Genomic DNA, 24,988 nt, shown 5'->3' with positions numbered 1-24,988 from the left:
TAAGCGTTAGCGCCACCCGGCAAAAAAACAACTACTCGGTTTCCTCTTCCATCGGCCTGACGCCGACTTTTCTGACCGCGTTATCTTCTTTCTCCGCAACCGTCCAGATCATCCCGGCGAACTCTACCTGGTCGCCGACGACGGGGGCCGCTCCCAGCAGTTGCTGAATGATTTCCCCTAACGTTTGCTGCTTGTCGCGGTACTCCAGCCCTTCATCCAGACCATAAATCAGCGCCACATCCGCAAATTTGGCGCTGGCTTCCAGAATAAAATCGCCGAAGAAGCGCTGGTCCAGCGCCACCGGAGGCGACTGGCTGAACAGCTTGCCCAGCGCGGGCAGGTCGCGCTCGCGACCAATCACGCAGAGAATATCCCCCTCGCGCAGGCGGGTGCTGCCGGTAGGGTGCAGCAGGACATTATCGCGGAACAGGGCGGCAATGCGCGTTTCGGTCGGCATGTGCAAATCGCGCAGCGAGGCTCCCACGCACCATTTGTCGGCGCTCAGCTGATAGACAAACTGTTCCCATGGGTTCTCCGGATGAATATCGAGCCCCACGCGGGAGACCGGCCAGCCCACGGGCGGGACCACCACTTTGGCTTTTTTCGCCGCCCACCCGAGCGAGGTTCCCTGGAACAGCAGGGAAATCAGCACCACGAAGAACGACACGTTAAAGAACAGCCGCGCGTTATCCAGACCGGCCATCATCGGGAACACCGCAAGGATAATCGGCACCGCGCCGCGCAGGCCCACCCAGCTGATAAAGACCCGCTCGCGCAGGTTGAAGCCGCGAAACGGCAGCAGGCCTGCAAATACCGACAGCGGACGGGCGAAGAAGATCATCCACGCGGACAGCAGCAGCGCCGGAACGGCGATCGGCAGCAGATCCGATGGCGTAACCAGCAGGCCGAGCACCAGGAACATGCCGATTTGCGCCAGCCACGCCAGGCCGTCAAAGTTCTGCAAGATGGCATGGCGGTTGCGAATAGGGCGGTTGCCCATCAGGAACCCGCAGAGATAGACCGCGAGAATACCGCTGCCGTCGACTGCCGTGGTGACGGCAAAAATGAGAATGCCGCCGCTCAGCGCCAGCAGGGGGTAAAGCCCCGCGGGCAGCGAGATGCGGTTGATCGTCTGCTGTAGCAGATAGCCCCCCGCCAGGCCGATGACAATCCCCAGGCCGAACTGCTGCAGGATATGTAACGCAAACATCCAGCTCAGCCCGCTTTCATGCTGCTGAATCATCTCGATAAGCGTAATGGTGAGAAACACCGCCATCGGATCGTTACTGCCGGATTCAATCTCAAGCGTGGAGCCAACGCGTTCGTTAAGCCCTTTTCCGCCGAGCAGGGAAAATACCGCTGCCGCATCGGTTGAGCCCACGATGGCGCCAATCAGCAAACCTTCCATGATATTGAGATGGAAAAGCCACGCGGCCATCATCCCGGTGAGGCCGGAGGTAATCAACACGCCGACCGTGGCGAGCGACAGCGCAGGCCCTAAGGCCACGCGGAAGGAGCTTGCCTGGGTGCGCATCCCGCCGTCCAGCAGGATCACCGCCAGCGCGAGGTTACTCACCATGTAGGCGAAGGGGTAGTTATCGAATGGGATACCGCCAATGCCATCAATGCCGGCCAGCATGCCAATGGCGAGGAAAATGACAAGAATAGGTATGCCGAGACGCGATGAAAATGAACTTAATAAAATACTGCTGGTTACAAGGACGGAACCCAAAATGAAAAGGCTGATTATCGCTGCGGCATCCAATGTTCTCTTACTCCCACCTCAATGTTAACGCTGTTACTAAAACCCTAACATATTAACAACGGCAACAGCGTTTTATTAAGGGGGTATAACGGCTTTTTTATGCCTTTATGACAGGATGGCCGCTGATGGTCAGCCGGCTGCCGGAATCATTGTGGAGCAGGGTGGCGTGCGCCCCCAGCGCCAGGGTCACGGTTTGCTGCTCGTGGCCGAAATCGAGACCGGTAATGACCGGAATATCCAGCCGCGAGCGAACGAAGTCGACCATGGTCTCCAGGGAGTAACCCGCGTCATAGTCATTCGGGGCAGAGCCGCTGAAGCTGCCCAGCACAATCGCGGACTGGCGTTCAAGAATTCCGGCATGATAAAGCTGCAATAGCATGCGCTCGACGCGGAACGGATGTTCGTTGATATCTTCCAGCACCAGAATGCCGTCCTCGATTTGCGGCATCCACGGCGTGCCGATGAGCGAGACCAGCATCGCCAGGTTGCCGCCCCAGAGCTGGCCTTCACATTCCCAGTGCGGTCCATTGCCTTGCCACTCCACGCTATAGGTGGAATTGCGCAGCGCACGCCAGAAATGTTCCACGGTAAACGCATCCAGCTCCGGTGCGCCGAAGTTACCGGCCAGCATCGGACCGCTGAAGGTGATGACGTTATGCAGGGCCAGCAGCCCAAGCTGGATGACGGTGAAATCGCTGTGGCCGCAGATCAGCAGCGGATCCTGCTGCTGGCGCAGCGCCAGCCCCTGCCAGTCAATGCTCTCCAGCAGCCGGCTCGCGCCATATCCGCCGCGCACCGCAAGCACAACCCGGTTTTCGCCCGTCAGGTTCACCAGACTATTGATATCATTCAGCCTCTGCGCTTCGGTACCGGCAAAACGCTGCTGGCGGCGGGGGATAATCGTCTGATTTTCTACCTGATGGCCAGATTCCAGCAAACGCTGAACGCCCCGCTGCGCCGCGTCCTGGTTAATGCAGTAGCCCGACGGCGCGATAAGATGAAACTGAGACATGGCAATTCCTTGCTGAATGAGAAACTAATTGTCTATATCATGCCGCTTATACGCTGCCTGCTTCAAGAGGCGGCGCACCGCGATGACCGGCTATAAGGATAGATGACGTGAAATTGAGATGGTTTGCTTTTTTGATTGTGTTGCTCGCTGGCTGTAGTTCAAAACATGATTATCAAAATCCGCCCTGGAACCCGGAAGTGCCGGTGAAACGGGCCATGCAGTGGATGCCGATCAGTGAGCAAGCCGGGAAGGCCTGGGGCGTCAGCCCGCGTCTCATCACGGCGATTATTGCGGTGGAGTCAGGCGGTAATCCCACGCTTGTCAGCAAGTCCAACGCGGTGGGGCTGATGCAGCTTAAAGCGTCAACGGCAGGGAGAGAGGTTTATCGCTACATGGGCTGGAGCGGCCAGCCGTCGACCAGCGAGCTCAAAAACCCGGAACGTAACATTTCAATGGGCACGGCCTACCTGAGCATCATGGAGCATGGCGTGCTGAAGGGGATTAAGGATCCAGAGGTGATGCAGTACGCGCTGGTGGTGTCTTACGTTAACGGTGCCGGCGCGTTGCTCAGAACCTTCTCCTCTGACCGCAAAGAGGCGATAGAAGAGATTAACGACATGGACAAAGACGAATTCTTTGAACATGTGGCGAAAAATCACCCGGCACCACAGGCGCCTCGTTATATCTGGAAAGTACAGAAAGCGATGGATGCCATGTAATGCCGCAGACGGGCGGCGGTCACGCTGCCCGATTTCTTCACAGGACCTTATTTGCGCGTTCCCGCGCCTCTCGCTCCAGGGAATAGATAATACGCTGAAGCTCACGCTCCGCGCCGGGCCCGACGTTCAGGAAACGGAAGCTCAGACGCGGCGTGGTAATGGTTTCATTTTTGCTGTCCACGACGGTGCGGTCGCTGATGGCAATCAGCTGTGCATCGAAATAAAAGCGACCCCAGCCCCCCATATCCAGTTCGATTTGCGTAAACCGCATGCCCTCTACCAGCCCGTCCGGTTTCGGCGTGTCCATCAGCGCGCCCATGCCGCCCAGCGACAGATCGAAGAGGCGGAAGCGGATCTCTTTTTTGTCCGGCATTTTGGCCTTACAAAAATAGGCGGGATGCAGCGGGGCGCTGATGCGGAAATATTCACGACGCTGAACAAACCAGAGATTGGTCGGAAACGGGGTAACAAAAGCCGGCAGTCCCTGGTATTCGCTCAGTTCCAGCCGCGACAGGACAAACTCCACTTTGGCGCCCTGCGTTTCGGCCATCACAGCGATATTCTCTGCTTTCAGCGCCGCGCGGTTTTCATACTCCTGACTGCCTAAATCAATCACCAGCCGATCCTGCGAGGCGTCAAGGATCTTGCTGATGAACTGATTATTCGACCAGCTGATGCGCAGCGGCACTTCACCTTTTTGCAGGTCGCGTAATACCCCTAATACAGCCAGCGGATTTTGCTTGAGGAACTGCTCACTGTAATGACTCACGCCGGATGGCTCCTTGATTGATGACAGACTGTCTTAGCGTTATCGGCAATCTGCAATGAAACTTAATACAAACCGGTGAGTTTTTTTTGCCTGTTTAACCAAAGATAAGTCGGTGAGATGAAAATGATTTTCCGGCGATGACCTATAATTAAGTTAGCTGTGCAGAAGGTTTTCTGCGCACGCGTTAAACCTGCAAGAGGGCATCGCTATGGGTATCATCGCCTGGATTATCTTTGGTCTTATTGCTGGCGCTATCGCTAAACTGATCATGCCGGGAAACGATGGCGGCGGCTTTATTTTGACCTGTGTACTCGGGGTCGTTGGTGCGGTTGTGGGCGGCTGGCTGGCGACGATGTTTGGCTTTGGAGGCAACATAAGTGGTTTCGACCTGCACAGTTTTCTGGTCGCTGTCGTGGGTGCCATTGTGGTGCTGGGCATATTCAGGTTACTGCGACGAGCATAAATTGACGTAAACGGCTCTCTGCGGAGGGCCGTTTTTTTGCCTGAGTATTGATTTGTTAATCTAAATGATAATAATTGTCGTTCCGTATTGCATCTAACAACAAGACGACATTATGAATACCTCACGTTTTACGCTTTGCGCTCTGGCAGGGGCCGTCACGCTGGCATTGCAGATCCCGGCGTTCGCCGAAGAATCCACCATCGTCGTCACGGGCTCAGAGCAGGGCAGCGCGCTGCCGGCCTGGACGAACAGCGCCACGAAATCGGCCGTTGCCGAAAGTAAAACGCCGCAGGTCATCACGACCCTCTCTGCGCCGGAAATTGAAAAGCGTCACGCGAATTCGGTGAATGAAATCCTGCGCTATGCCCCGGGCGTCTCAACCGAGGTGCGGGGGAATACCTCCTACATGAGCGAATATAAAATTCGTGGCTTTACCGTTGACCAGGAGTTTTATAACGGGCTGCAGCTGCCCTATAACGTCACCGGCAATACCAAAGCGCGCATCGATCCGCTGCTGATCGACAGCGTTGATATCCTGAAAGGCCCCTCATCGGTCCTTTACGGCGGAGGTTCGCCGGGCGGGCTGGTGAATATTCAAAGTAAAAAACCGCAGCGGGAAGCCCGAACCGAAATCGGCGTTAACACCGGAAACCGTAATCTGAAAGAGGGCTATCTCGATTCAACCGGGCAGATTGCCGACAGCGACTGGAACTACCGTCTGCTGGGCAAAGCGACGGAAAACGACGATCAGCCGCACACCACCCGGTATGAAAACTACCTGGTTGCGCCGTCCGTCACCTGGCAGCCCGACAGCAAAACCCGCCTTACCCTGGACGCGCTGGCGCAAAACACCCCGAGCCTGACGCCGTCTAACCCGCTGCCGCTCGCCTACCTGCACTCGAAATATGCGGGCAAGCGCGATTATGCCGGGGACGAATGGAGCGGGTTTAAGCAGCGTCAGTGGATGCTGGGCTACAGCTTTGAACATGAGTTTGACAGCGGCTGGGGCTTTAATCAGAAAGCGCGCTATTTCGACGTCGATACCCACCAGCGCAGCGTCTACGCGACAGGGACGGGAAGCGAGGCGTATCAGCTCAACCGTTTTGCCTACACCACCGATGAAGACCTTAAGAGCTTCAACATCGACAACCAGGTGACCAAAACCGTTGCCCTGGGCGACTGGAAACACCACCTGCTGGCCGGGTTTGACTATCAGAAGCTGAATTCCCATTTCCATTATCGCTACGCGTCGGCCACGCCGGGCATCGATATGCGGCATCCTGACTATTCACAGATCCAGGAAAGCGCGCTGGGGCTCTATACTGCCCAGAAAAACCGTCTCAGCTATCAGCAGAACGGCTACTACTTACAGGATCAGGTAGAGTTAGGCGGCCTCAACCTGCTGGGCAGCCTGCGCTACGACGATTACCGCTCCGTTACCACCAACTACCTGCAAAACGGTGATAAAGCCTGGGTATCGCAGGATCGCGTCACCAAACGCCTGGGCGCGCTTTACGCCTTCGATAACGGGATTTCGCCGTTTATCAGCTATTCAGAAGGTTTTGCGCCGGTGTCGCCGCAGGGCACGCTCGTTGCGAAAGACGTCAAGCCAACCACCAGCAAACAGGTGGAAGGCGGGGTGAAATATCTGCTGGCCGACTACGCCACCACCTTTACCGCCTCGGTGTTTAACATTCGTCAGAAAAATGTCGTCACCTCCGATCCGGGCTTCCTGAACTATCGTCAGACCGGGGAAGTGGAATCCAAAGGGGCAGAGCTCTCCGCCATCAGCCGTCCGACGGACAACCTGACGCTGATTGCCAACTATGCGTACACCCACGCGATCAACCGGGAAGATGACAAGTACAAAGGCAAACGTCCAACGCAGGTGCCGGAGAATGCCTTCAACCTCTGGGGGGATTACACCTTTGACAACACGCCGCTGAAAGGACTGATGCTGGGGGCTGGGGCACGCTACACCGGGCCGATGGAAATCTCTCCGGCAAACGATGCGGGTAAACTGGGCGGCACTACGCAGTACGATCTGGCGGCTTCCTACCGGATGGGTGAAATCCTGCCCTCGCTGGCTGGGCTAACGCTTAAGGCCAGTGCGCAGAACATCACTAATAAAGAGACGCTGACCTGCTACGACGCGACCAACTGCTGGATTGGGCGTGACAGGACGTATCAGCTAGGGGCGAGTTATAGTTTCTAAGGAACCAGGGGAACCCCGTCAAAAATGCGCAATCGGACTGCCCCCTCTCCCTTGAGGGAGAGGGTTAGGGTGAGGGGGAACATACGGCTCCGGTGGTCATTCCGTTCACTTTATGTTCCTTGCTACTCTGTAACGATGCGACCGGTGAACGTGCCAGGGTGGCTCAGTCGCCACCACCCTGGCAACCCGGGCTCCCGGCGGTAAATCGCCGCTTCGCGGTGCCCTCGGCGTATTCCTTCCGGCTTATCGGGGACGGGCGGAGGTAACATCCCTGTAAAGCCCGCCCTCTCGGCGCATCCATGCGCCTCGCCCCGGCCGGAAGGCAAACGCCTCAGCGATTTACAGCCGGACCATGGCATCGCTGAAAGCGTTCAGGCGTTCTGAAACAACGTTATTGCTTCTGCTCAAAACTTACTGGCTAACCTTCTCCCGGAGGGAGAGGGCTAGCACGCGCAGGCCGGGTAAGGCGTAGCCGCCACCCGGCAATACTCCCTTACTGCGCCGCAGCTTTCACCGGCGCAGCCTCCTCATTCGCCGCAGGCTGATTCTCCGGCACGCTGTCGCACGGTTTTGCTTTCGGACAGACCCGATCCAGCATTTTCAGCGTCACGCCGTTACTCCAGCCGAAGCCGTCCTGCAGCGGATACTCACCGCCGCCCCCGCCCGTACCGGTTGTCGACACGTCATACTTCTCGACCAGTTTCTTTTCGCGGTCGTAAGTATGCTGAACGTTCTTCAGGAAGCGCCAGGTCACGTCCATCGAGACCTTCTCCTGTCCGTAATTCTGCAGCCCTTCCGCCGCCACCCACTGCAGCGGGGCCCAGCCGTTTGGCGCATCCCACTGCTGGCCGCTATTGACGGTGGTGGTCGCAATACCGCCCGGTTTCAACAGGCGCGATGAAGTTGCCGCGGCGACTTTATCGGCCCGATCCTGCGCCGCCGCCTTCACGTAAAGCGGGAACAGGGCTGCCGCCGTGAGCTGATTGCGTACCTTCTTGCTCTTGAGATCGTAATCCGCGTACCAGCCCTCTTTATCATTCCACAGGTGGCTCTCGATGGCTTTCTGACGCGCCGTTGCCAGCGCCTCGTATTTACTTGCGCTGGCGGCGTCGCCACTCTCCTGGCTTGCCCGCGCCAGCAGTTTTTCCATCTTGAACATCAGGGCGTTCAGGTCCACGGGGACAATGCTGGTGGTCCGGATGGTGCCGAGCTTTTGCGGATCGTCCATCCAGCGCGAGCTAAAGTCCCAGCCCGAGGCCGCAGCGGAACGCAAATCACGGTAGATCTCGGTCGCAGGCCGGTTAGGGTTACTTTTGGCGGTATTCACGTCGTCAAGCCAGGACTCCGGGCGCGGGGTATCGCGGTCGTCCCAGTAGCGGTTGAGGATAGCGCCGTCGTCCAGCTTCACCACGCGTTTGTTAGCCTGCCCCGGCTGAAGGGCGTCGACGCCGTCCATCCAGTAGGCATACTCTTTCTCCATCTGCGGGCGGTACTTCTTCAGCGCATCGCTGTCGTGGGTCGCCAGCAGTTCAACCATCATTGAGAAAAACGGCGGCTGGGAGCGGCTCAGGTAATAGCTGCGGTTGCCGTTGGGAATGTGGCCGAAGGTGTCAATCTCATACGCAAAGTTATCCACCATGTCGCTGATTTTGTCCCAGTGTTCGCTCTCTGCCAGGCCCAGCATGGTGAAATAGCTGTCCCAGTAGTAGACCTCGCGGAAACGTCCGCCGGGCACAACGTAAGGTTTGGGTAACGGCAGCAGGGAATCCCATTTGTTGCTGGCTTTATCCGTGGTGCGCGTCAGCACGGGCCAGAGATCGTCGATGTGCTCACGTAAACTTTGTCCAGCAGGCGGAACATATTTTTCCCCTTCCGCAGGGAGCGTGAAGTTCATCTCGACAAAGTGGCGTAAGTCAAAGCTGGACTGCGCGTGCTGCATCCGGTAATCCGCCAGAATCATCAGCGGGTCGCTTTTGGGGACGGCATCCGCGAAGGTTTTCTGATCGGGAAACAGTTTGGCGCTTTGCACATCGTTAAACAGAGGGCCCAGCAAAATATCGGGTGAGGTTGTCTGGACTGCGGGGCTATCGTCGGCATAACCGCAAGTCGTGACGCCGAGCAGCGCGCCTCCTAACGCAAGGGGCAAGAATGCGGGGCGTAGTGTACGAGGTCTTATCATCAGTTCGTCTCCTGTCTTCACTAAACAGCGTGACCGCTGTTGTCAATCACCTGAAAACCTTAGACGAATATTGCCCGCTTCGCGTTAATAATTGCCTGCCCGTCAGACCTCTTCCGGCGTCTGGCTGGCTTCCCGCAGCGTGCCAGGCGCATGTCCAATGATGCGCTTAAATGCCCGGCTAAATGCCGCCAGAGAGCCGTACCCCAGCCGCAGCGCGACGGTTTCAATCGGCTGATTTTCGTGGCGAATGTACTGGATGGCCAGCCGCATCCTCAGCTCGCTGAGATATTTTGCCGGGGTGGTTCCCGTCGCGGCCAGAAACCGTTCGGCGAACACGGAACGGGACGTGCCCGCTTCTTTTGCCAGATCCGCCACGCTCCAGTTCAGGCCAGGCTGCTGGTGCATGGCGTAAATGGCCCGGCTCAGGCGCGGGTCTCGCAGAACCTGCACCCAGCCGGTGGCTTTACCACATCCGCCTTCAACCCAGCCGCGCACGATTAACGCCGCCACCACGTCGGCCAGACGCGCAAGGATCCCGGCGTACCCGGCATGGCGCGAAACGGATTCCCGCTCCATCGCCGCCAGCAGCGGGTGGATCTCCGGCCAGGTGGACATCAGCCGGCTGACCATCATCACTTCCGGCATCGCCTTGATCAGCGGCTGCATCCCGCCCAGCTCAAAATCCATGCACCCGCTAAAGATGATGGTGTTCTCGCTTTCCGGGCAGGGCTCGCAGGTGATGGCACACACCGAGCTGCAGATGGGCTCGCTGGGAAAGGCATTGACGGGCGTAATGGTTGCCCGCTCGTCAGAGAGCAGGGCATGAGAATTACCGCAAGGAATAAAGAGGGCATCGCCGCTGCTCAGTTCGAACATTGCACCGCTTTCCATTCGCAGAAGGGCGCTACCGTGGCTCACAAAATGAAACTGCGCCCTACCGGGCGCCTGATGGAAGGCGACGCCAAACGGCGCGCTGGCCTGGATCCGCCGGTATTTCACACCTGACAGACGCATGCCGCGTAAAAGTTCGCTGATCAGATCGGGTGACTGTACGGTCATGGCGCAACTCCGGACGAATAATCAATAAGTGGAGATTATATGTCATAGATCGTCCAGGGTGAACCTTCTATGCTTTTGCGACAGTTGTCACATTTTTATAACGGGAGAAAAACAGATGAATTCATGTGTCGCGGCGAGCGAGGCTGTAGCGCCTGCAAAACCCGCCTGGCGGGCCGTCTATTCACTGGGGCTGGGGGTGTTTGGTTTGATTACGGCAGAATTTCTGCCCGCCAGTCTGTTAACGCCGATGGCCGCGAGCCTGGGCGTGAGTGAGGGAATGGCCGGGCAGGCCGTCACCGCCACCGCGCTGGTGGCGCTGGTAACCGGACTGCTGATTACGCCAGCGACCAAAAGCATCGACCGCCGCTGGGTGCTGATGTTTTTCTCGGTGCTGCAAATTATCTCCAGCCTGCTGGTGGCCTTTGCGCCCAACCTGCACGTCCTGCTGATGGGGCGTTTGCTGCTGGGGATCGCCATCGGGGGATTCTGGGCGATGTCGACGGCGACCACGATGCGCCTGGTTCCGGCGGGTAAAGTACCGAAGGCGCTGGCGGTGATCTTCTCCAGCGTATCGATAGCCACGGTGGTCGCGGCGCCGCTCGGCAGCTATCTGGGCAGCCTGATCGGCTGGCGCAACGTCTTTGTGCTCTGCATTCTGCCGAGCATGCTGGCGCTGCTGTGGCAGCTCTGGGTCCTGCCGTCCATGAAGCCGGAGAGCAGCGGCAGCCTGAGTACGCTGTTCCGCGTGCTGCGTCGTCCGGGGATGATTGGCGGCATGCTGGCGACCATCCTGATTTTCAGCGGCCATTTCGCCTTCTTTACCTACCTGCGCCCGTTCCTGGAAACGGTGGGGCAGGCGAGCGTGGAGACCATTTCGCTGATCCTGCTGGGCTTTGGGCTGGCCAACTTTGTCGGCACCTCGGTTGCCGGGCATCTGCTGGCGCGTAATCTGCGCCTGACGCTGGCGCTGGTGCCGTTCGCGATGGGCGTTCTCGCGCTCACCATGGTGGCGTTTGGTCATCTGGCGATGCTGGACGGGTTCCTGGTCGCGCTGTGGGGCTTTGCATTTGGTCTGGTTCCGGTGGGTTGGTCAACCTGGCTTGCCACTACCGTTCCGGATGAAGCCGAAAGTGCAGGCGGGCTGCTTGTGGCCTCAATTCAGCTGGCGATAAGTGCCGGTGCGGCCGGGGGCGGCGCGGTATTTGACCTCAACGGCGCCAGCGGGGTATTCGCCGGAAGCGGGCTTCTGCTGGTAACGGCGATGGTGATTGTGTTTATGGGCGTGAAAGTGAAAGCAGAGTGAGCCTTTTCCCTCTCCTTTGGGAGAGGGACTTAACGGGTGTTCATTGTTCTATGCTGTTGCTCTTTCATTCCAGGTGTCTTTAAACATGATATTCCCGTCGCAATATTTCCATTCAATCGATTCATAGCGGAGTTCGACTTCTTCCATATGCGCACTTGCGATACCGAGCGGGTGCAATACTGGCGAGATCCTGGTTATTTTGACGTTTTCCAGAGTGATATTGAAGTATTCGCGCTCAATACCGGCGTCATCAATTTTATACATTTTGATTAATGCAGATTTGAATGTTTTGCCTGTACATACGGCACGAAAAAGATGGGGTGTGATGCGATCTATTTCTTTTTCAAAGGTGATTGGAACATGAAGGCGTGTCCCGGTTAGTTTTCCCGTGTTGGAACTGGTGGGGATCCAGACGGAGTGATTAAACGATTTGAGTTCGGTAGAGCCCAATCTTGTAGGCATTAAACACTCGCCTGAAACGGGCGCGTTATTTTCGTCAGTAAACCATATATGTGCTGGTGTAGACATGTTTCATCCTTTTGGCTCGTAGAAGTACGCTATATAAAAAACAATCACAACAATAGCCCCAATGATAAGTATTGCGGTTTGGTCATCCTCGATGAAGGTAGCTGGTATCGTTGATAAGATCACAATGACAAAAATTGTGCCATATGCTTTCAAATCATTCTTCCAGTCTTCGATAATAAGTTTAATGATGCTCTTAATGAATTCTCGCATTATTGGGCCATTTTTATAAATGCATTCGTAATATCATTGTCTGACGCTGTATAAACATTCAGATAGCCAGCTTTCATTATTACGGGTTCGATGAGAAAGAACATCATTTCAATATTTTCCATATATAATGCATGGTAAAATAACGGAACGTTTTTTTTAAGATTATTGGCACTGTCGGCAGCGTGTTGAATCATTGCATAACCGTTTAACACTAAAAATACGCCACCCGTTCTCCCAGCAACTTTTGTCATTAACACCCTTTGCACTGCGGTATTCATTTGATTGCTATAACATATGTACTTTGTAACAGCATAAATTAAGCCGAATTTCGAAGCTTGTTTAACTGAATAATTGGTTGTGAAGGGTATGACTTTCTGGAGTATGCTTTTTTTCTCATCTTCATTTCTGTTTTTAAGCATTGTTTCTAAATATATCTTAACCATGCGGAAGATTAAATCTCTGTGTTTAACTAATTCTACAACACCAAAAATGAACCTCTTGTCTTCTGAACGCAATTGTGTACAGACATCCTGATAATTATCAGTGAAGCAAGAGGTATAATAAAGCAATCGCGTGGTCGCATCGCCAAGATTATTTAAATATTCTATGGCACCGTCCTTTACCCCCGCGACGGCACGATCGAGCCTTAATGCAAGATCTTTATCGGATCCAATTCTTTCTATAATTTCCTTGCTGTAATACATAATATGTCCCTGTTGTGTGCAGGGTGTATCATGGTCTACGTTATCGACTAAGGACAGTGATCGGACTCGCACTTTTAAACGTAAAATAAAGAATAAACATTAACCTATTTTCTAACTTAATTGGTGCGTTTTTATAATTGATGCGATGAATTAGAAAGAGTTAAATAATCTTGAGATTATTAAGAATTATATATTCAGCGAGGAAGGGGGAGATATTACTGAATGATGACATAATGTGTAGGCCGGGTAAGCGCATGCGCCACCCGGCATCACGGTAAGACTTACAGCCCTTTCTTATCCATCCACACCGCCAGATCCACCAGACGGTTTGAGAAGCCCCACTCGTTGTCGTACCACGCCAGGATCTTCACCATGTTCCCGCCAATCACCAGCGTGGAAAGCCCGTCGATAATCGAGGAGCGTGGGTCGCCCTGGTAATCGCTGGAGACCAGCGGTTCATCGCTATAGCCCAGAATGCCTTTCAGAGGCCCGCTGGCGGCCGCGTTGCGGAACGCGTCATTCACCTCTTCGGCGGTTACGTTACGGCTCAGCGTTACCGTTAAATCCACAATCGACACCACCGGCACCGGCACGCGCAGGGAGTACCCGGTCAGTTTGCCGTCCAGGGAGGGGATCACTTTCCCCAGCGCTTTTGCCGCGCCGCTGGAGTAAGGCACAATCGACAGCGCCGCCGCGCGCGCGCCGCGCAGATCTTTCTCCGGCTGATCGTGCAGCGCCTGGCTGTTGGTGTAGGCATGTGTGGTATTCATCAGGCCATGCTCAATCCCGAACTGCTGATGCAGGACCTGAGCGGCCGGCGCCAGACCGTTCGTGGTGCAGCTCCCGTTACTCACCACCGCGTGACGGGCGGGATCGTACTGCTCGTGATTAACCCCCATCACAATCGTCAGGTCGTCGTTCTTCCCGGGGGCGGAAATGATGACGCGCTTAGCGCCGCCGTGGGTGATATGCACCGCCGCTTTTTCCCGCTCGGTAAAGAAGCCGGTGGCCTCAATCACCACGTCAACGCTGACGTCACGCCACGGGATATTCGCCGGATCGCGTTCGCTAAATACGGCGATCCGCTGCCCGTCTACCTGCAGCGCGCCGTCTGCCGCTTCAACCGGGGCGGGAAGCTTGCCCAGAAGGGAATCATGTTTCAGCAGGTGGGCGAGAGTTTTACTGTCCGTCAGATCGTTAATGGCCACAATTTGCAGATCCGGGTTACCCAGCGCCGCGCGCAGGAAATTACGTCCGATACGGCCGAAACCGTTAATACCGACCTTAACCATGGTGCACTCCTTATCTCTGTTGTCTGGAGTCACTGTAGGCGTCGGGCCGGTTGGCGTAAACGACAAAAAAGGATCAGATTACGCCATCTTGCGGCAGTGGAAGCGCTGGCGGTACTCGCCGGGCGTGAGGTGAAGCTGTTTCTCAAAGATGCGGCGCAGGTTAATGCTGGTGCCAAACCCGCTTTGCTCGGCAACGCGCTCAAGGGAGTCATGGGTCTGTTCAAGCAGCTGGCGGGCCGCGGCCAGACGCGCTTCGGTAACGTAGCGGGCCGGAGAAACTCCCGCGTCGCGGGTAAACACGCGGGTGAAATTACGCGGGCTCATCGCCGCTTTCTCGGCCAGATTTTCCACGCACAGGTCGGCGGTGAGGTTCTGCAGGATCCAGGTTTGCAGTTCGCTTATCGGGCCTGATGTGCCGGGCTGCTGCAGGCTGTAACGGCTGAACTGCAGCTGGCCGCCGGGGCGGCGCAGATACATCACCATATCCTGCGCCACGTCGCGGGCGAGGGTAAATCCGTAGTCGTCTTCCACCAGCGCCAGGGTCAGATCGAACCCGGAACTCACGCCGCCGGAGGTCCAGATGGGGCCATCCTGAATATAAAGCGGACCGCCTTCGACGTGGATAGCCGGATACTGGGCTTGCATCGTCTCCAGCAGCCGCCAGTGGGTGGTCGCGCGGCGACCGTCCAGCAGGCCGGTCTGGGCCAGCAGCATCGCGCCGCCGCAGATAGAGGCTACCCGCCGGGCGTGCGGCGCAGCGAGGTGCAGCCAGTCCACCACCGCCGTGCTCTCCTGCTCGTTCATGCCGCGTCCGGTGATAATAATGGTGTCCAGCGGTTCACGCGGGTCCAGCTCCGGCAGGCGATAGTCCGCCAGCAGATTCAGGCCGGACTGGCCGTGGATCACCTGGTGAGGCTGCGTGGTGGCGATGATAATCCGGTAGCGGGGCTGCGCAAGACCTTCCGGATGCAGCCGGTTGGCCTGCATCAGAATGTCGGCGATACCGGCGGCTTCAAACAGCATGCCGCCGTCGGGAACAATAATCAGGATCTTCTTCATGTCCTGAAAAGTACCTTTATCACAGAATAAGTCAAGCGACGCGTGCGCCCCACGTTTCTGGCAAAGCAATGCGATTTAAGTTCTTTGTTATTTCAGACGTTATCCCCGATCGTCAGAGAATTATCTCTGGCGAAACGGCGTCTGAAGGAATGAGTCAACGAAGCTCCCTCTATTTACATCCGCAACAGCGCGAACAAATCCGCCACCTTGCATCGGGTTTTTTATGGCGAAGCGAACTGCCCACGTGGCTGTTAATTATCACGATTTATGCAGGCTGGTTTGCCACGCTGGCGTTCTGGCAAACGCTCGGCCTGCTGCCCGCCACGCTCCTGCTCATCGGGTTTACCGCCTGGTACATGTCCCTGCAGCATGAGCTGATCCACGGGCACCCCACGCGTTTCGCCTGGCTCAACCAGCTGTTCGGAACGCTCCCGCTGGCGGTCTGGTATCCGTATGGCCTGTACCGGGACTCCCATCTCGCCCATCATCGGCACCATAGCCTGACCCATCCGGTGGATGACCCGGAGTCGTACTATTTTACCGACGAGAGCTGGGCGCGCTTTTCCCCCTGGCAGAAACGTATGATTCGGGCGCGGAATACCTTCGCCGGGCGGCTGGTGCTGGCCCCGCTGCTGGATATCCTTCTGACGCTGGGCAGCGCCGTGGCGGCATTTCGTCACCTTCACCTGCGGGCTATGGCGATGTGGCTGGTTCACGTTTTGCTGCTGGTGGCGCTCTTCGCCTGGATGACGCATACCGGTTTTTCACCCGTCTGGTTTGTGCTGGCGGTCAGCTATCCGGCGCTGGCGCTGACCAAGGTCCGATCGTTTTTCGAACATCGCGCGGCGGACGACCCGCTGGCGCGCTCCGTCATTAACGAGGCCGGGTTATTCTGGCGGGTACTGTTTTTGAATCTCAACTACCATTCAGTGCATCACGATCTGCCGGGCGTTCCCTGGTACGGGCTGAAGGCCATCTACCAGCAAAATCGGGAGGCGTACCAGCAGCGAAACCACGGTTTTCTCGTCAGGGGCTATGGTGAATGGCTGCGTCAGTTCTGGGCCAGGCCCGTCGACGTCACCGTTCATCCCGCAAAACAACAGGGGGAAGGGTATGAGTAACCTGCTGGCGTTTCCCATGTATGCCGTGGATCGCGCCGACACCCGCGCGCTCTGGCTGGCGGTAAAGGGGCTGCTGGCCGCGCGCGGTGTGTTCGTCGATCGTGACCCCGGCTGGCCGGAGTCCGACCTGCTGACCCACTGGCAACAGCCTGCGCTTATCCTCAGCCAGACCTGCGGTTATCCGCTGGTCACGCAGCTACCGGACGTGCAGGTGGTCGGCTGTTTTCACTACGCGGCGCCGGGCTGTGAAGGGATCCAGTACCGCAGCTTTCTGGCGGTGCGCGAGGAGGATCGGCACCTCACGCTGGCGGATTTTCGCGGACGTCGGGCGGTCTGTAATTCCCCGGATTCCCAGTCCGGCTACAATGCGCTGCGAAAAATAGTGGCTCCCCTGGCGAGCGGCGGTCCCTTTTTCGTGCAAACGTCCTTCAGCGGCAGCCATCGCCAGTCGCTGATTGATGTGAAAGGCGGGGCGGGGGATATCGCGGCCATCGACTGTGTGACCTGGGCACTGCTGCAGCGCCATGAGCCGGAACGCCTTGCGGGGCTGGCGGTCATTGACCGCACCCCGCTGACGCCGGGACTGCCCCTGATCACCTCGCCTAACACCTCGCCTGAAACGCTTAACGCCATTCGCGATGCGCTCCACGCGCTGGTCAGTTCACCGGAACATCGGGAAATGTGCGACGCGGTGCTGATCGGCGGTTTTAGCGTGGTGACGCGCGAGGCCTACGCCTCATTGACCGCGTGATAAATCTCCTGCGCGTCTGTAAAGCAGCGCAGCGCCAGCGAGGAGACGGGCTTCTGTCTGCGCATAATCAGGCCGACGGGAGCCTCAATGTTCGCGTCGGCGATGGGGACAATCCGGAAGTTGCCGTTCAGCGCCTCCAGCCCGTTGTTCAGCGGCATGACGGCGCAGCACACGCCGCTCTGAACCGCCTGAATGATCTGAAACGTCGAGTCGCTCTCGAAAACGGACGTCGGTTCGATGCCGGCAGATTTAAAGCTGGCCTCCATATGCGCCCGGTAGTGCATCCCTTTGGTCAGGAACCCCAGCGGAAAATCCGTCAGGTCGTGCCACGTCAGCGCTGCCTGGCCGAGCTGGAAATGGCGAGTGTCGTGCAGCAGGCCCATCTTCGTTTTTGGCAGCTGGATAACGTCAAACAGGCTGGTGTCGATGCTGTTGAGGTAGCAAATTCCCAGCTCAAGCTGATTGCGGCTGACGCCGTCGGCAATCTGCGCTGAGGACATGGAATAGAGGCTGTAGGTCAGCTCCGGGTATTTTTGGGTTAGCTGGCGAATAAAGATCATCGGATCCACGCTCGCCAGCGGCACCATCCCCAGACGTAATTCGCCCACCACCTGGCCTTTACACAGCGCGGCCTCCGCCTGTAACCCGTCATGCGCGGCAAGCAGGGCGCGGGCCCACGCGAGGATGCGTTCCCCCTCCGGCGTAAACCCTTCAAAGCGCTGCCCGCGCACGATCAGCACCAGCCCCAGCTCCTCTTCCAGGCTGCGGATGCGCATGGAGAGGGTCGGCTGGGTGACGTTGCACTGCGAGGCCGCTTTACCAAAGTGCCGGGTCTCGTCGAGCGCAATTAAATATTTTAACTGTTTAATATCCATCATTATCTCTGCGCGAGCAGCCTTACAGCATGCGGATCTCTTTCGAGCGCAGGGTGATGCGAACCGGAACGGATTTATACGACGGCGTACCGCTGTCCTTATCCAGATAATCAAGCGGTACCAGCACGTTGGCCTCCGGGTAATAGGCGCCGACGGTGCCCGGCGCGATGCTGTACGCCACCACGGTGATGTCCTTCAGACGCTGAACGCTGCCGGGGAGGGCGGTTTCGATATCCACGCGGTCGCCGTGTTCCAGGCCTGACTGCGCCATATCGTCTTCGTTCATAAACAGCACGTCGCGGCGGCCAAACACGCCGCGGTAGCGGTCGTCCAGGGCGTAAATGGTGGTGTTGTACTGGTCGTGGCTGCGCAGCGTGATTAACCGCAGAACATGCTCACCTTCGCCGCTGGCGTTCTCGTGAACGCCGTCGAACACCGAGAACATCGCTTTTCCCGTCGCCGTTGGCCAGATGCGTTGCGTCGGCGGCAGCGGCATACGGAAGCCGCCGGGAACGCGGATCCGCGCGTTGTAGTTCTCAAAGCCCGGAATGGTCTGCTCGATCAGATCGCGGATCCGGTCGTAATCATCTACCAGCGTCAGCCAGTCCACGCGGGTTTCCGGCAGCGTGGCTTTCGCCATGCCGGCGACGATAGCCGGTTCCGAACGGAGCAACGGCGAGGCGGGCTTCAGCTTGCCGGACGAGGCGTGCACCATCGACATGGAGTCTTCGACGGTAATGGACTGACGGCCGGTGGCCTGGAGATCCAGCTCGGTGCGGCCGAGGCACGGAAAGATAAAGGTCTCTTTGCCCACCAGCAGATGGGTACGGTTGAGCTTGGTCCCGACGTGCACGCTCAAATCAAGGTTACCCATCGCCGGAAAACCCCGCTCGTGATCGGGCATCGCGACGGCAAAATTACCCCCGAGGCAGATGAGCGCCTTCGCGCGACCGTCGATCATCGCCTGCGTGGCCTGCACCGCATCGTGTCCGTGGTGAGACGGCGGCTCAAAGCCGAAAACGTCCTTCAGACGGTTCAGGAAGGCCGGGGCAGGCTTCTCGCTGATCCCGACGGTGCGGTTCCCCTGAACGTTAGAGTGGCCGCGCAGGGGGCAGATTCCCGCGCCGGGCTTGCCGATGTTTCCGCGCAGCAGCAGCAGGTCAGCGATCAGGCGGACGTTTGCCGTACCTTTATTGTGCTGGGTAATACCCATCCCGTAGGTAATGATGGTGGCATTTGATTTCGCATAGGCGTCGGCCACCTTTTTGAGCGCCGCCCGGTTCAGGCCCGATTCGCGCTCGATCTCGTCCCAGCGGGTTTGCGCGATATCGGCGGCGAAGTCCTCAGTGCCCTGGGTGTGTTCGGCAATAAACGCATGGTCGAGCACGTCACCGCGTTCGGCCTCCATTTCCAGCAGATGTTTGGCAATCCCTTTCAGCGCGGCGGCATCGCCCCCGGCCTTCACCTGGAAATAGGTCGAGGCGATATCCGTTGAGCCGTAGGTCGCCATTTCAATCACGCTTTGCGGGTCGGCGAAGCGTTCGAGGGCGCGCTCGCGCAGCGGGTTAAAGACGATAATCGGCACGTTGCGACGGGCCAGCTCATGGAGCGTCCCCATCATTCGCGGATGGTTGGTGCCGGGGTTGTGGCCGATGGAGATCACCAGCTCGGTCTTATCGAAGTCGTCCAGCGAGACGGTGCCTTTCCCGATGCCAATCGAACGCGGCAAACCGACGCTGGTGGCCTCGTGGCACATATTCGAGCAGTCGGGGAAGTTATTGGTGCCGTATTCGCGAGCGAACAGCTGGAACAGATACGCCGCTTCGTTAGAGGCGCGTCCGGAGGTATAGAACTCGACCTGGTCCGGTTCGAGCCCGCGCAATACTTCGCCGATGCGGTGAAACGCCTCTTCCCAGTCGACGGGCCGGAAGGTATCGCTTGCCCGGTCATAGCGCAGGGGATGCGTCAGTCGACCGTAGCCTTCCAGCTCAAAGTCCGATGTTGCCAGCAGCGAGGAGACGCTGTTTTCGGCCAGAAACGCGGGGGTAACGCGTTTGCTGGTCGCTTCCCAGGTCACGGCTTTTGCGCCGTTCTCGCAGAACTGGAACGTCGACTTGTGTTCTTTATCCGGCCACGCGCAGCCCGGGCAGTCGAAACCGTCAGGCTGGTTGGTGCGCAGCAGCGTGGCGGGAGCATCAAGGGTATCCATTTGGGTACGTACCGCGATGGCCGTCGCTTTTAACGCGCCCCAGCCTCCGGCAGGACCGTCATAGTGTCTGATACCCGGCACCGAGCGTCTTTTCTTATTCATACCCACTCCTGATCTGTTCGGTCACACAACGTCTGAACCCATATAAGCGCTGTACAAGACAATAAGCGAAAGCAATGACGACCGGATGGCTACGCGCATGCGGTGCGGAAAAGTGCCTTATCTTAAATTCTTTTTATTACAACGATTTATCGGATCTGATGTTTAAATATTTAAAGAAATTATAACGAAATTTTATCATTTTAATAATAAATCTTATCTATCACACGGTAGGCAAGATAGATGGGGCGAGCAGCAGAGGATGTAGCAACAATAAAATTTCGAATGAAGGCTGCGGGCGGCAGCAATAAACACGGGTCGCAGCTGGCGGGCTATTGCGAGCATTTTTGGCTGCGATAATGTCAGGATGGTTAACTCAGGCTTAATGATTAAAGGATAAAATTCAGGCCTGGCCGGGTCATTGTCGCAACGCGAAATATAAAGTTATTTTGAGGCGTAAAATTAACGTCGTGCAACATAAGTGAAATAGTCACATTCACGTTAACACGTGCATTCAATATTAAAGTTACCCTGATGGTGCAACAAATAATTCATGGTTCATATATTCTGCTGACCTCACCAATACGCGAATTCTACTAATTATGGTAGTGGCGATAATAGCCGTATTGCGTTAATGAAAGTGGTTCTCTTTTGTGTTTTTCGTATATAAAACATATGGTTGTAATGTTGTGTGGCTAAGAAATAAAAGGGCGTAGGTCATATCGGGTTTTTTCATAGGATTAATCCTATAATTTTCCGACTGCTTCATTTACCAACAGTTACGTACCGGTAAATATTGAATTGAGACGAAGCTCATGTAAACTTGTTTACCGTTTGTCAAAATATGTCAGGAAGACACTGGGCCTTATTCTGAAGGGCTCGTGCGGTAGCTATGCCCTTAAAATAGTAACGCCCCGAAAATATCCTGGCTATTTTAACAATAGCACCTAAGTCAAACTTCACTCCCTTATCTTCATCATCGAAATATCGCTACGGAAAAGCATATGAAAATGCGCGTACTGTTTTCACTTCTGTTTGTAATGGCGGTGGCGGGCTGTAAAGCGCCGCAGAAACCTGTGATCAACGACGATACGATCGAGACCAGCCAGGTCAACGGCGTGACCTTAACCCACCGTCACGCTGTGACGCCGCCGGCGGAGTTCAACCCGGTCAACGAACCGTATCGCGCCATGTATCCAGCCTCCCTGATGAGCCGTCCTGACTTCGGCGGCAAAGTTATCCGCACTCTCGACACCGGAAAAACCTACGTGGTGCTGGGTCAGGTTGAACATTACTGGATGGCGCTGGCCGATGAAGGGAACGATCAGCTGATTGGTTACGTCCCGATGCGCGCCGTGATCAAGGCCGACCTGTACGACGCCGCCGTGCGTAAACAGGCCATTCGTCCGAAGGCGCGTAAAAAAGCGACCTGTGTCGACGTCGATGGCAACAGCAAAGCCTGCAAAGACAGCGCTAACGGTACCTGGATCCTGAACTAAACGGCTTGCATGAGCGCATTTTTATGAATAATAAAAATTTTCATAAGCTGTGGTTATTCTTTTACGCGGTGATTTTCGCCCTGGTCAGTGGTTGTACGTCGTCTTCACACAGCGACCCCTCCCGCTACAATCTGCAGTTTCAGGCTCATCCACAAATCAACGAATCTGCGCCGCTTAAGGTCCGGGTGTTGTTGCTGAAATCCGATGCGGATTTCATGTCCAGCGACTTCTACTCCCTGCAGAACAACGCGTCAGCCACGCTTGGCGCGAATCTGCTGAACAGCGACGTGTTCTTCCTGATGCCGGGACAGCTGTCCAAAACCCTCAGCGGGCAAAGCTCTCCGGAGGCCCGCTACATCGGCGTGATGGCGGAGTATCAGATGCTGGATGGCAAAAAATGGCGCGTTTCACTCCCTCTGCCTGTGCCTGGCGAAAATCATATCTACCAGTTCTGGAAATGGTCCGCGGATGAACTTCAGGCCAACGTTTTTCTCGACGTGAACGGCATTCGGGTCATCAGCCAGTAACGCGCTTCAACACAGGAAACACATCATCATGACGAAAGCAGAAAAGGTCGTCTGGACCGAGGGCATGTTCCTGCGTCCACACCATTTTCAGCGGACTGAAAGCTATCTGCTCAACCATGTTCGTGAATGGGGCGCGCTACAGCGGTCATATCTCTGGGGCTTTCTTGACGTGGAACTGGATGAAGCGATGCTTCGTCAGGGATGCATTGCCCTGAGCTACTGCAGTGGCTTGCTGCCGGATGGCACCTTTTTCCAGGTACGTAACGGGCGCAACGGTCCTGTACCGCTGAAAATTCCTGACAATCTCACCAACGAAAAGGTGGTGCTCGCGCTGCCGGTTCGTCGTGGCGAGAGAGAAGAGGTGATTTTTAGCGAAGAGCCGGCCTCGCTGGCGCGCTTCATCGCTTTCGAGCAAGAGGTGGAAGACGACAACGCCATGTCGGTGGGGGATGCCACCGTCCAGTTTGGCCGTCTGCGTCTGACCCTGATGCTGGAAAAAGACCTCACGGCGGAATGGACCGCCATCGGCGTGGCGTTTGTGACGGAGAAACGTAACGATAACCACGTGCGGCTCGATAACAGCTACATCCCGCCGATGCTCAACGCCAACAACAGCCCGCAGATCTACAGCATGATCAACGATCTGCACGGTCTGCTGGTCCAGCGCAGCCAGCAAATTGGCGGTCGTCTGCGCCAGCCTGGCCGCTTTAACACCTCTGAACTGATTGAGTTCACGCTGCTGTCGCTGGTTAACCGTCATCTGGGCGAGGTTTCTCATTTAAAAACCCTCCCGCTGCTGCATCCGGAAACGCTCTGGCGCAGCTGGCTGCCGTTTGCGACCGAGCTCGCCACCTGGACGTCGCAGCGTACCGCCGAAAGCGTGCTGCCGATTTACGATCATGACGATCTGGCTAACTGCTTCAGCAAACTGATGCTGATGCTGCGTCAGGGACTGTCGCTGGTGATGGAAGACCACGCGATCCAGCTGCCGCTTAACGAACGCTCCCACGGCCTGAACATCGCCACGGTGCCTGAAACCAGCATGGTGCGCGAGTTCGGCTTCGTGCTGGCGGTTAAAGCCAATGTGCCAGGCGAACACCTGCAAACCCATTTCCCGGCGCAGATGAAGGTCGCGCCGGTCTCGAAAATCCGCGATCTGGTTCAGCTTCAGCTGCCGGGCATTATGCTGCGCGCCATGCCGGTCGCGCCGCCGCAGATCCCGTGGCATGCCGGCTACAGCTACTTTGAACTGGAGAAGGGCAGCGAGCTGTGGCACGAGATGGATAAGTCCGGCGCATTCGCCCTGCATCTTGCAGGGGAGTTCCCGGGGCTGGATATGGAGTTTTGGGCCATCCGTAGCCCGACAGAATAATAAAGCGAGCGCTTAATATGCAGGAACGACAGGACACCGGCAGTGATGCCGCGTTTACCGGAGCCAGTAGCAACAATCAGCTGGTGGCGGCCGCCAATCCGCTGCTCAACGCGATTCCGCAGATCCGTCATTCGGTCTCCCATGACGATCAGGTGGCGTTACGCCAGCGTCTGATCGATGAGATTCGCCGTTTCGAAGTCCGCTGTCAGCAGGCGGGGCTGCCCTACGAAGTGATCGTCGGGGCGCGTTACTGCCTGTGTACGGCGCTCGATGAGGCCGCCGCGCTCACCCCCTGGGGCAGCAGCGGCGTCTGGTCAAGCAACGGTCTGCTGGTGACCTTCCACAACGAAACCTGGGGCGGCGAGAAGTTCTTCCAGCTGCTGGCGCGCCTGTCGCAGAACCCGCGCGAGCATATCCTGCTGCTGGAGATGATCAACTACTGCCTGCTGCTGGGCTTCGAAGGACGCTATCGGGTGCTGGATAATGGCCGCACCCAGCTTGAAACCATCAAGCAGCGGCTGTGGCAGATGATCCGCGGCGTGCGCGGCAGCTATCCGCCGCCGCTTTCTCCCCATCCGGAAGATCGTCCGGTGCTGCGCAAGCTCTGGCGGCCGATGGTTCCCCTGTGGGCCTGCGTGGCGCTGGCCGGGTTTATCGCCTGCCTGTTTTATATCGTGCTTAACTGGCGCCTTGGCGATAACACCAACCCGGTGCTGGCGAAGATTTACCAGTCCCAGCTGCCGGAAACCACTATTCAGCAGCCGGCCCGTCAGCTTCCGGCGGTGCTGAACCTGCGCGGCTTCCTGAAGCCTGAAATCGAGGCGGGCCTGGTCGCGGTGAAAGACGAAGCGGATCGCAGCGTCGTTATCCTGAAGGGCGACGGGCTGTTTGCCTCCGCCTCTACCGTCGTGCGTGACCGCTATGAACCGGTCATCAACCGCATTGCGCAGGCGATGAATAACGTCAGCGGCAAAATTCTGGTGGTGGGCTACAGCGACAACGTGCCGATCCGCAGCGCGCGCTTTGCCTCGAACTATGAACTCTCTCTGGAACGCGCCCGCTCGGTACAGAAAATGCTGCAGGGAAGCCTCTCTCAGCCTGGCCGCGTGAAAGCGGAAGGGCGGGGCGAGATTAACCCGGTGGCGCCGAACACGACGCCTGAAAACCGCGCCCGTAACCGCCGTGTGGAAATTACTCTGCTGGTGTCGCCTGAAAACACTCAGGCTGAGCTGAACGGATTGCCGCAAGGAAACTAAGG

At 56.9% G+C, this 24,988-nt stretch carries 21 protein-coding genes; 10 read left to right on the top strand and 11 right to left on the bottom strand.

The annotated features are described in order from the left end of the window. Positions 1-31: 31 nt before the first annotated feature. Complete coding sequence (locus tag NI40_RS13315; RefSeq protein WP_039263624.1) at positions 32-1,765, bottom strand: potassium/proton antiporter; 1,734 nt, start codon at positions 1,763-1,765, stop codon at positions 32-34. 97 nt (positions 1,766-1,862) lie between these two features. Continuing rightward, positions 1,863-2,777, bottom strand: coding sequence for a muramoyltetrapeptide carboxypeptidase (ldcA, locus tag NI40_RS13310; RefSeq protein ID WP_039263623.1), 915 nt, complete (start codon positions 2,775-2,777; stop codon positions 1,863-1,865). A gap of 107 nt (positions 2,778-2,884) precedes the next feature. Between ldcA and emtA the strand changes: the two genes are divergently transcribed. Further along, positions 2,885-3,496: a membrane-bound lytic murein transglycosylase EmtA gene (emtA, locus tag NI40_RS13305; RefSeq protein WP_023312175.1), complete on the top strand. Its 612-nt coding sequence runs from the start codon at positions 2,885-2,887 to the stop codon at positions 3,494-3,496. 37 nt (positions 3,497-3,533) lie between these two features. Here the strand turns inward: emtA and ycgR are convergent, their stop codons facing one another. Beyond that, the gene (ycgR, locus tag NI40_RS13300) at positions 3,534-4,265 is read right to left on the bottom strand and encodes a flagellar brake protein YcgR (protein WP_039263622.1); all 732 of its coding nucleotides are present in this window, start codon (positions 4,263-4,265) and stop codon (positions 3,534-3,536) included. A gap of 208 nt (positions 4,266-4,473) precedes the next feature. On the opposite strand from ycgR, the gene NI40_RS13295 reads away from it, so the two are divergent. Both NI40_RS13295 and NI40_RS13290 read left to right on the top strand, forming a co-directional pair. Beyond that, positions 4,474-4,728 (top strand): GlsB/YeaQ/YmgE family stress response membrane protein, encoded by a 255-nt coding sequence (locus NI40_RS13295; protein ID WP_008502662.1) that lies wholly within the window; start codon positions 4,474-4,476, stop codon positions 4,726-4,728. Positions 4,729-4,840: 112 nt separating this feature from the next. Beyond that, positions 4,841-6,943 (top strand): TonB-dependent siderophore receptor, encoded by a 2,103-nt coding sequence (locus NI40_RS13290; RefSeq protein WP_039263621.1) that lies wholly within the window; start codon positions 4,841-4,843, stop codon positions 6,941-6,943. Between the two features lie 493 nt (positions 6,944-7,436). Here the strand turns inward: NI40_RS13290 and NI40_RS13285 are convergent, their stop codons facing one another. Together NI40_RS13285 and NI40_RS13280 are read right to left on the bottom strand one after the other, a co-directional pair. After that, positions 7,437-9,122 (bottom strand): alpha,alpha-trehalase, encoded by a 1,686-nt coding sequence (locus NI40_RS13285; RefSeq protein WP_039263620.1) that lies wholly within the window; start codon positions 9,120-9,122, stop codon positions 7,437-7,439. A 102-nt stretch (positions 9,123-9,224) separates the two neighbouring features. Beyond that, a complete protein-coding gene (locus NI40_RS13280) occupies positions 9,225-10,181 on the bottom strand; it encodes an AraC family transcriptional regulator (RefSeq protein ID WP_039263619.1) in 957 nt (318 codons plus the stop codon). A 115-nt stretch (positions 10,182-10,296) separates the two neighbouring features. On the opposite strand from NI40_RS13280, the gene NI40_RS13275 reads away from it, so the two are divergent. Further along, complete coding sequence (locus NI40_RS13275; RefSeq protein ID WP_039263618.1) at positions 10,297-11,484, top strand: MFS transporter; 1,188 nt, start codon at positions 10,297-10,299, stop codon at positions 11,482-11,484. A 48-nt stretch (positions 11,485-11,532) separates the two neighbouring features. On the opposite strand, the gene NI40_RS13270 is transcribed toward NI40_RS13275, so the two are convergent. The 4 genes from NI40_RS13270 to NI40_RS13250 all read right to left on the bottom strand — a co-directional run bounded on the left by NI40_RS13270 (position 11,533) and on the right by NI40_RS13250 (position 15,277). Further along, entirely contained in the window at positions 11,533-12,012 is a 480-nt protein-coding gene (locus NI40_RS13270) for an Hcp family type VI secretion system effector (protein WP_039263617.1), read from the bottom strand. A gap of 209 nt (positions 12,013-12,221) precedes the next feature. Further along, positions 12,222-12,926: a hypothetical protein gene (locus NI40_RS13260; protein ID WP_039263615.1), complete on the bottom strand. Its 705-nt coding sequence runs from the start codon at positions 12,924-12,926 to the stop codon at positions 12,222-12,224. A 281-nt stretch (positions 12,927-13,207) separates the two neighbouring features. Beyond that, positions 13,208-14,218 carry a type I glyceraldehyde-3-phosphate dehydrogenase gene (gap, locus tag NI40_RS13255; protein WP_039263614.1) on the bottom strand — a complete coding sequence of 337 codons (1,011 nt, stop codon included), beginning with the start codon at positions 14,216-14,218 and terminating at the stop codon, positions 13,208-13,210. 78 nt (positions 14,219-14,296) lie between these two features. Continuing rightward, a complete protein-coding gene (locus tag NI40_RS13250) occupies positions 14,297-15,277 on the bottom strand; it encodes a GlxA family transcriptional regulator (RefSeq protein WP_039263613.1) in 981 nt (326 codons plus the stop codon). Positions 15,278-15,426: 149 nt separating this feature from the next. Between NI40_RS13250 and NI40_RS13245 the strand changes: the two genes are divergently transcribed. Together NI40_RS13245 and NI40_RS13240 are read left to right on the top strand one after the other, a co-directional pair. Continuing rightward, positions 15,427-16,398: a fatty acid desaturase gene (locus tag NI40_RS13245; RefSeq protein ID WP_039263681.1), complete on the top strand. Its 972-nt coding sequence runs from the start codon at positions 15,427-15,429 to the stop codon at positions 16,396-16,398. Beyond that, positions 16,391-17,149: a phosphate/phosphite/phosphonate ABC transporter substrate-binding protein gene (locus NI40_RS13240; protein WP_039263612.1), complete on the top strand. Its 759-nt coding sequence runs from the start codon at positions 16,391-16,393 to the stop codon at positions 17,147-17,149. Before NI40_RS13245 ends, NI40_RS13240 begins: the two co-directional genes overlap by 8 nt. On the opposite strand, the gene NI40_RS13235 is transcribed toward NI40_RS13240, so the two are convergent. Together NI40_RS13235 and NI40_RS13230 are read right to left on the bottom strand one after the other, a co-directional pair. Then, complete coding sequence (locus NI40_RS13235; RefSeq protein ID WP_039263611.1) at positions 17,128-18,024, bottom strand: LysR family transcriptional regulator; 897 nt, start codon at positions 18,022-18,024, stop codon at positions 17,128-17,130. The two genes, NI40_RS13240 and NI40_RS13235, sit on opposite strands and share 22 nt — an antisense overlap. A gap of 22 nt (positions 18,025-18,046) precedes the next feature. Further along, positions 18,047-20,335 carry an FdhF/YdeP family oxidoreductase gene (locus NI40_RS13230; protein ID WP_039263610.1) on the bottom strand — a complete coding sequence of 763 codons (2,289 nt, stop codon included), beginning with the start codon at positions 20,333-20,335 and terminating at the stop codon, positions 18,047-18,049. A gap of 1,001 nt (positions 20,336-21,336) precedes the next feature. Here NI40_RS13230 and NI40_RS13225 point away from each other — a divergent pair. The 4 genes from NI40_RS13225 to NI40_RS13210 are packed head-to-tail and all read left to right on the top strand — an operon-like array spanning position 21,337 to position 24,986. After that, on the top strand, positions 21,337-21,831 hold the full coding sequence (locus tag NI40_RS13225) for a hypothetical protein (RefSeq protein ID WP_033145802.1): 495 nt from the start codon (positions 21,337-21,339) through the stop codon (positions 21,829-21,831). 23 nt (positions 21,832-21,854) lie between these two features. Beyond that, complete coding sequence (gene tssJ, locus NI40_RS13220) at positions 21,855-22,358, top strand: type VI secretion system lipoprotein TssJ (RefSeq protein WP_023312162.1); 504 nt, start codon at positions 21,855-21,857, stop codon at positions 22,356-22,358. Positions 22,359-22,386: 28 nt separating this feature from the next. Then, positions 22,387-23,730, top strand: a complete 1,344-nt coding sequence (gene tssK, locus NI40_RS13215) for a type VI secretion system baseplate subunit TssK (protein ID WP_029740099.1) — start codon at positions 22,387-22,389, stop codon at positions 23,728-23,730. A gap of 17 nt (positions 23,731-23,747) precedes the next feature. Then, the gene (locus NI40_RS13210; RefSeq protein ID WP_033145801.1) at positions 23,748-24,986 is read left to right on the top strand and encodes a DotU family type VI secretion system protein; all 1,239 of its coding nucleotides are present in this window, start codon (positions 23,748-23,750) and stop codon (positions 24,984-24,986) included. Positions 24,987-24,988 lie beyond the last annotated feature (2 nt).

Origin of the sequence: Enterobacter sp. E20 (genome assembly GCF_000801755.2) — a bacterium.
In the GTDB taxonomy this organism is placed as follows: domain Bacteria; phylum Pseudomonadota; class Gammaproteobacteria; order Enterobacterales; family Enterobacteriaceae; genus Enterobacter; species Enterobacter asburiae_B.
The sequence above is the reverse complement of the archived record's forward strand: the minus strand, read 5'-3'. Positions and strand labels throughout refer to the sequence as shown.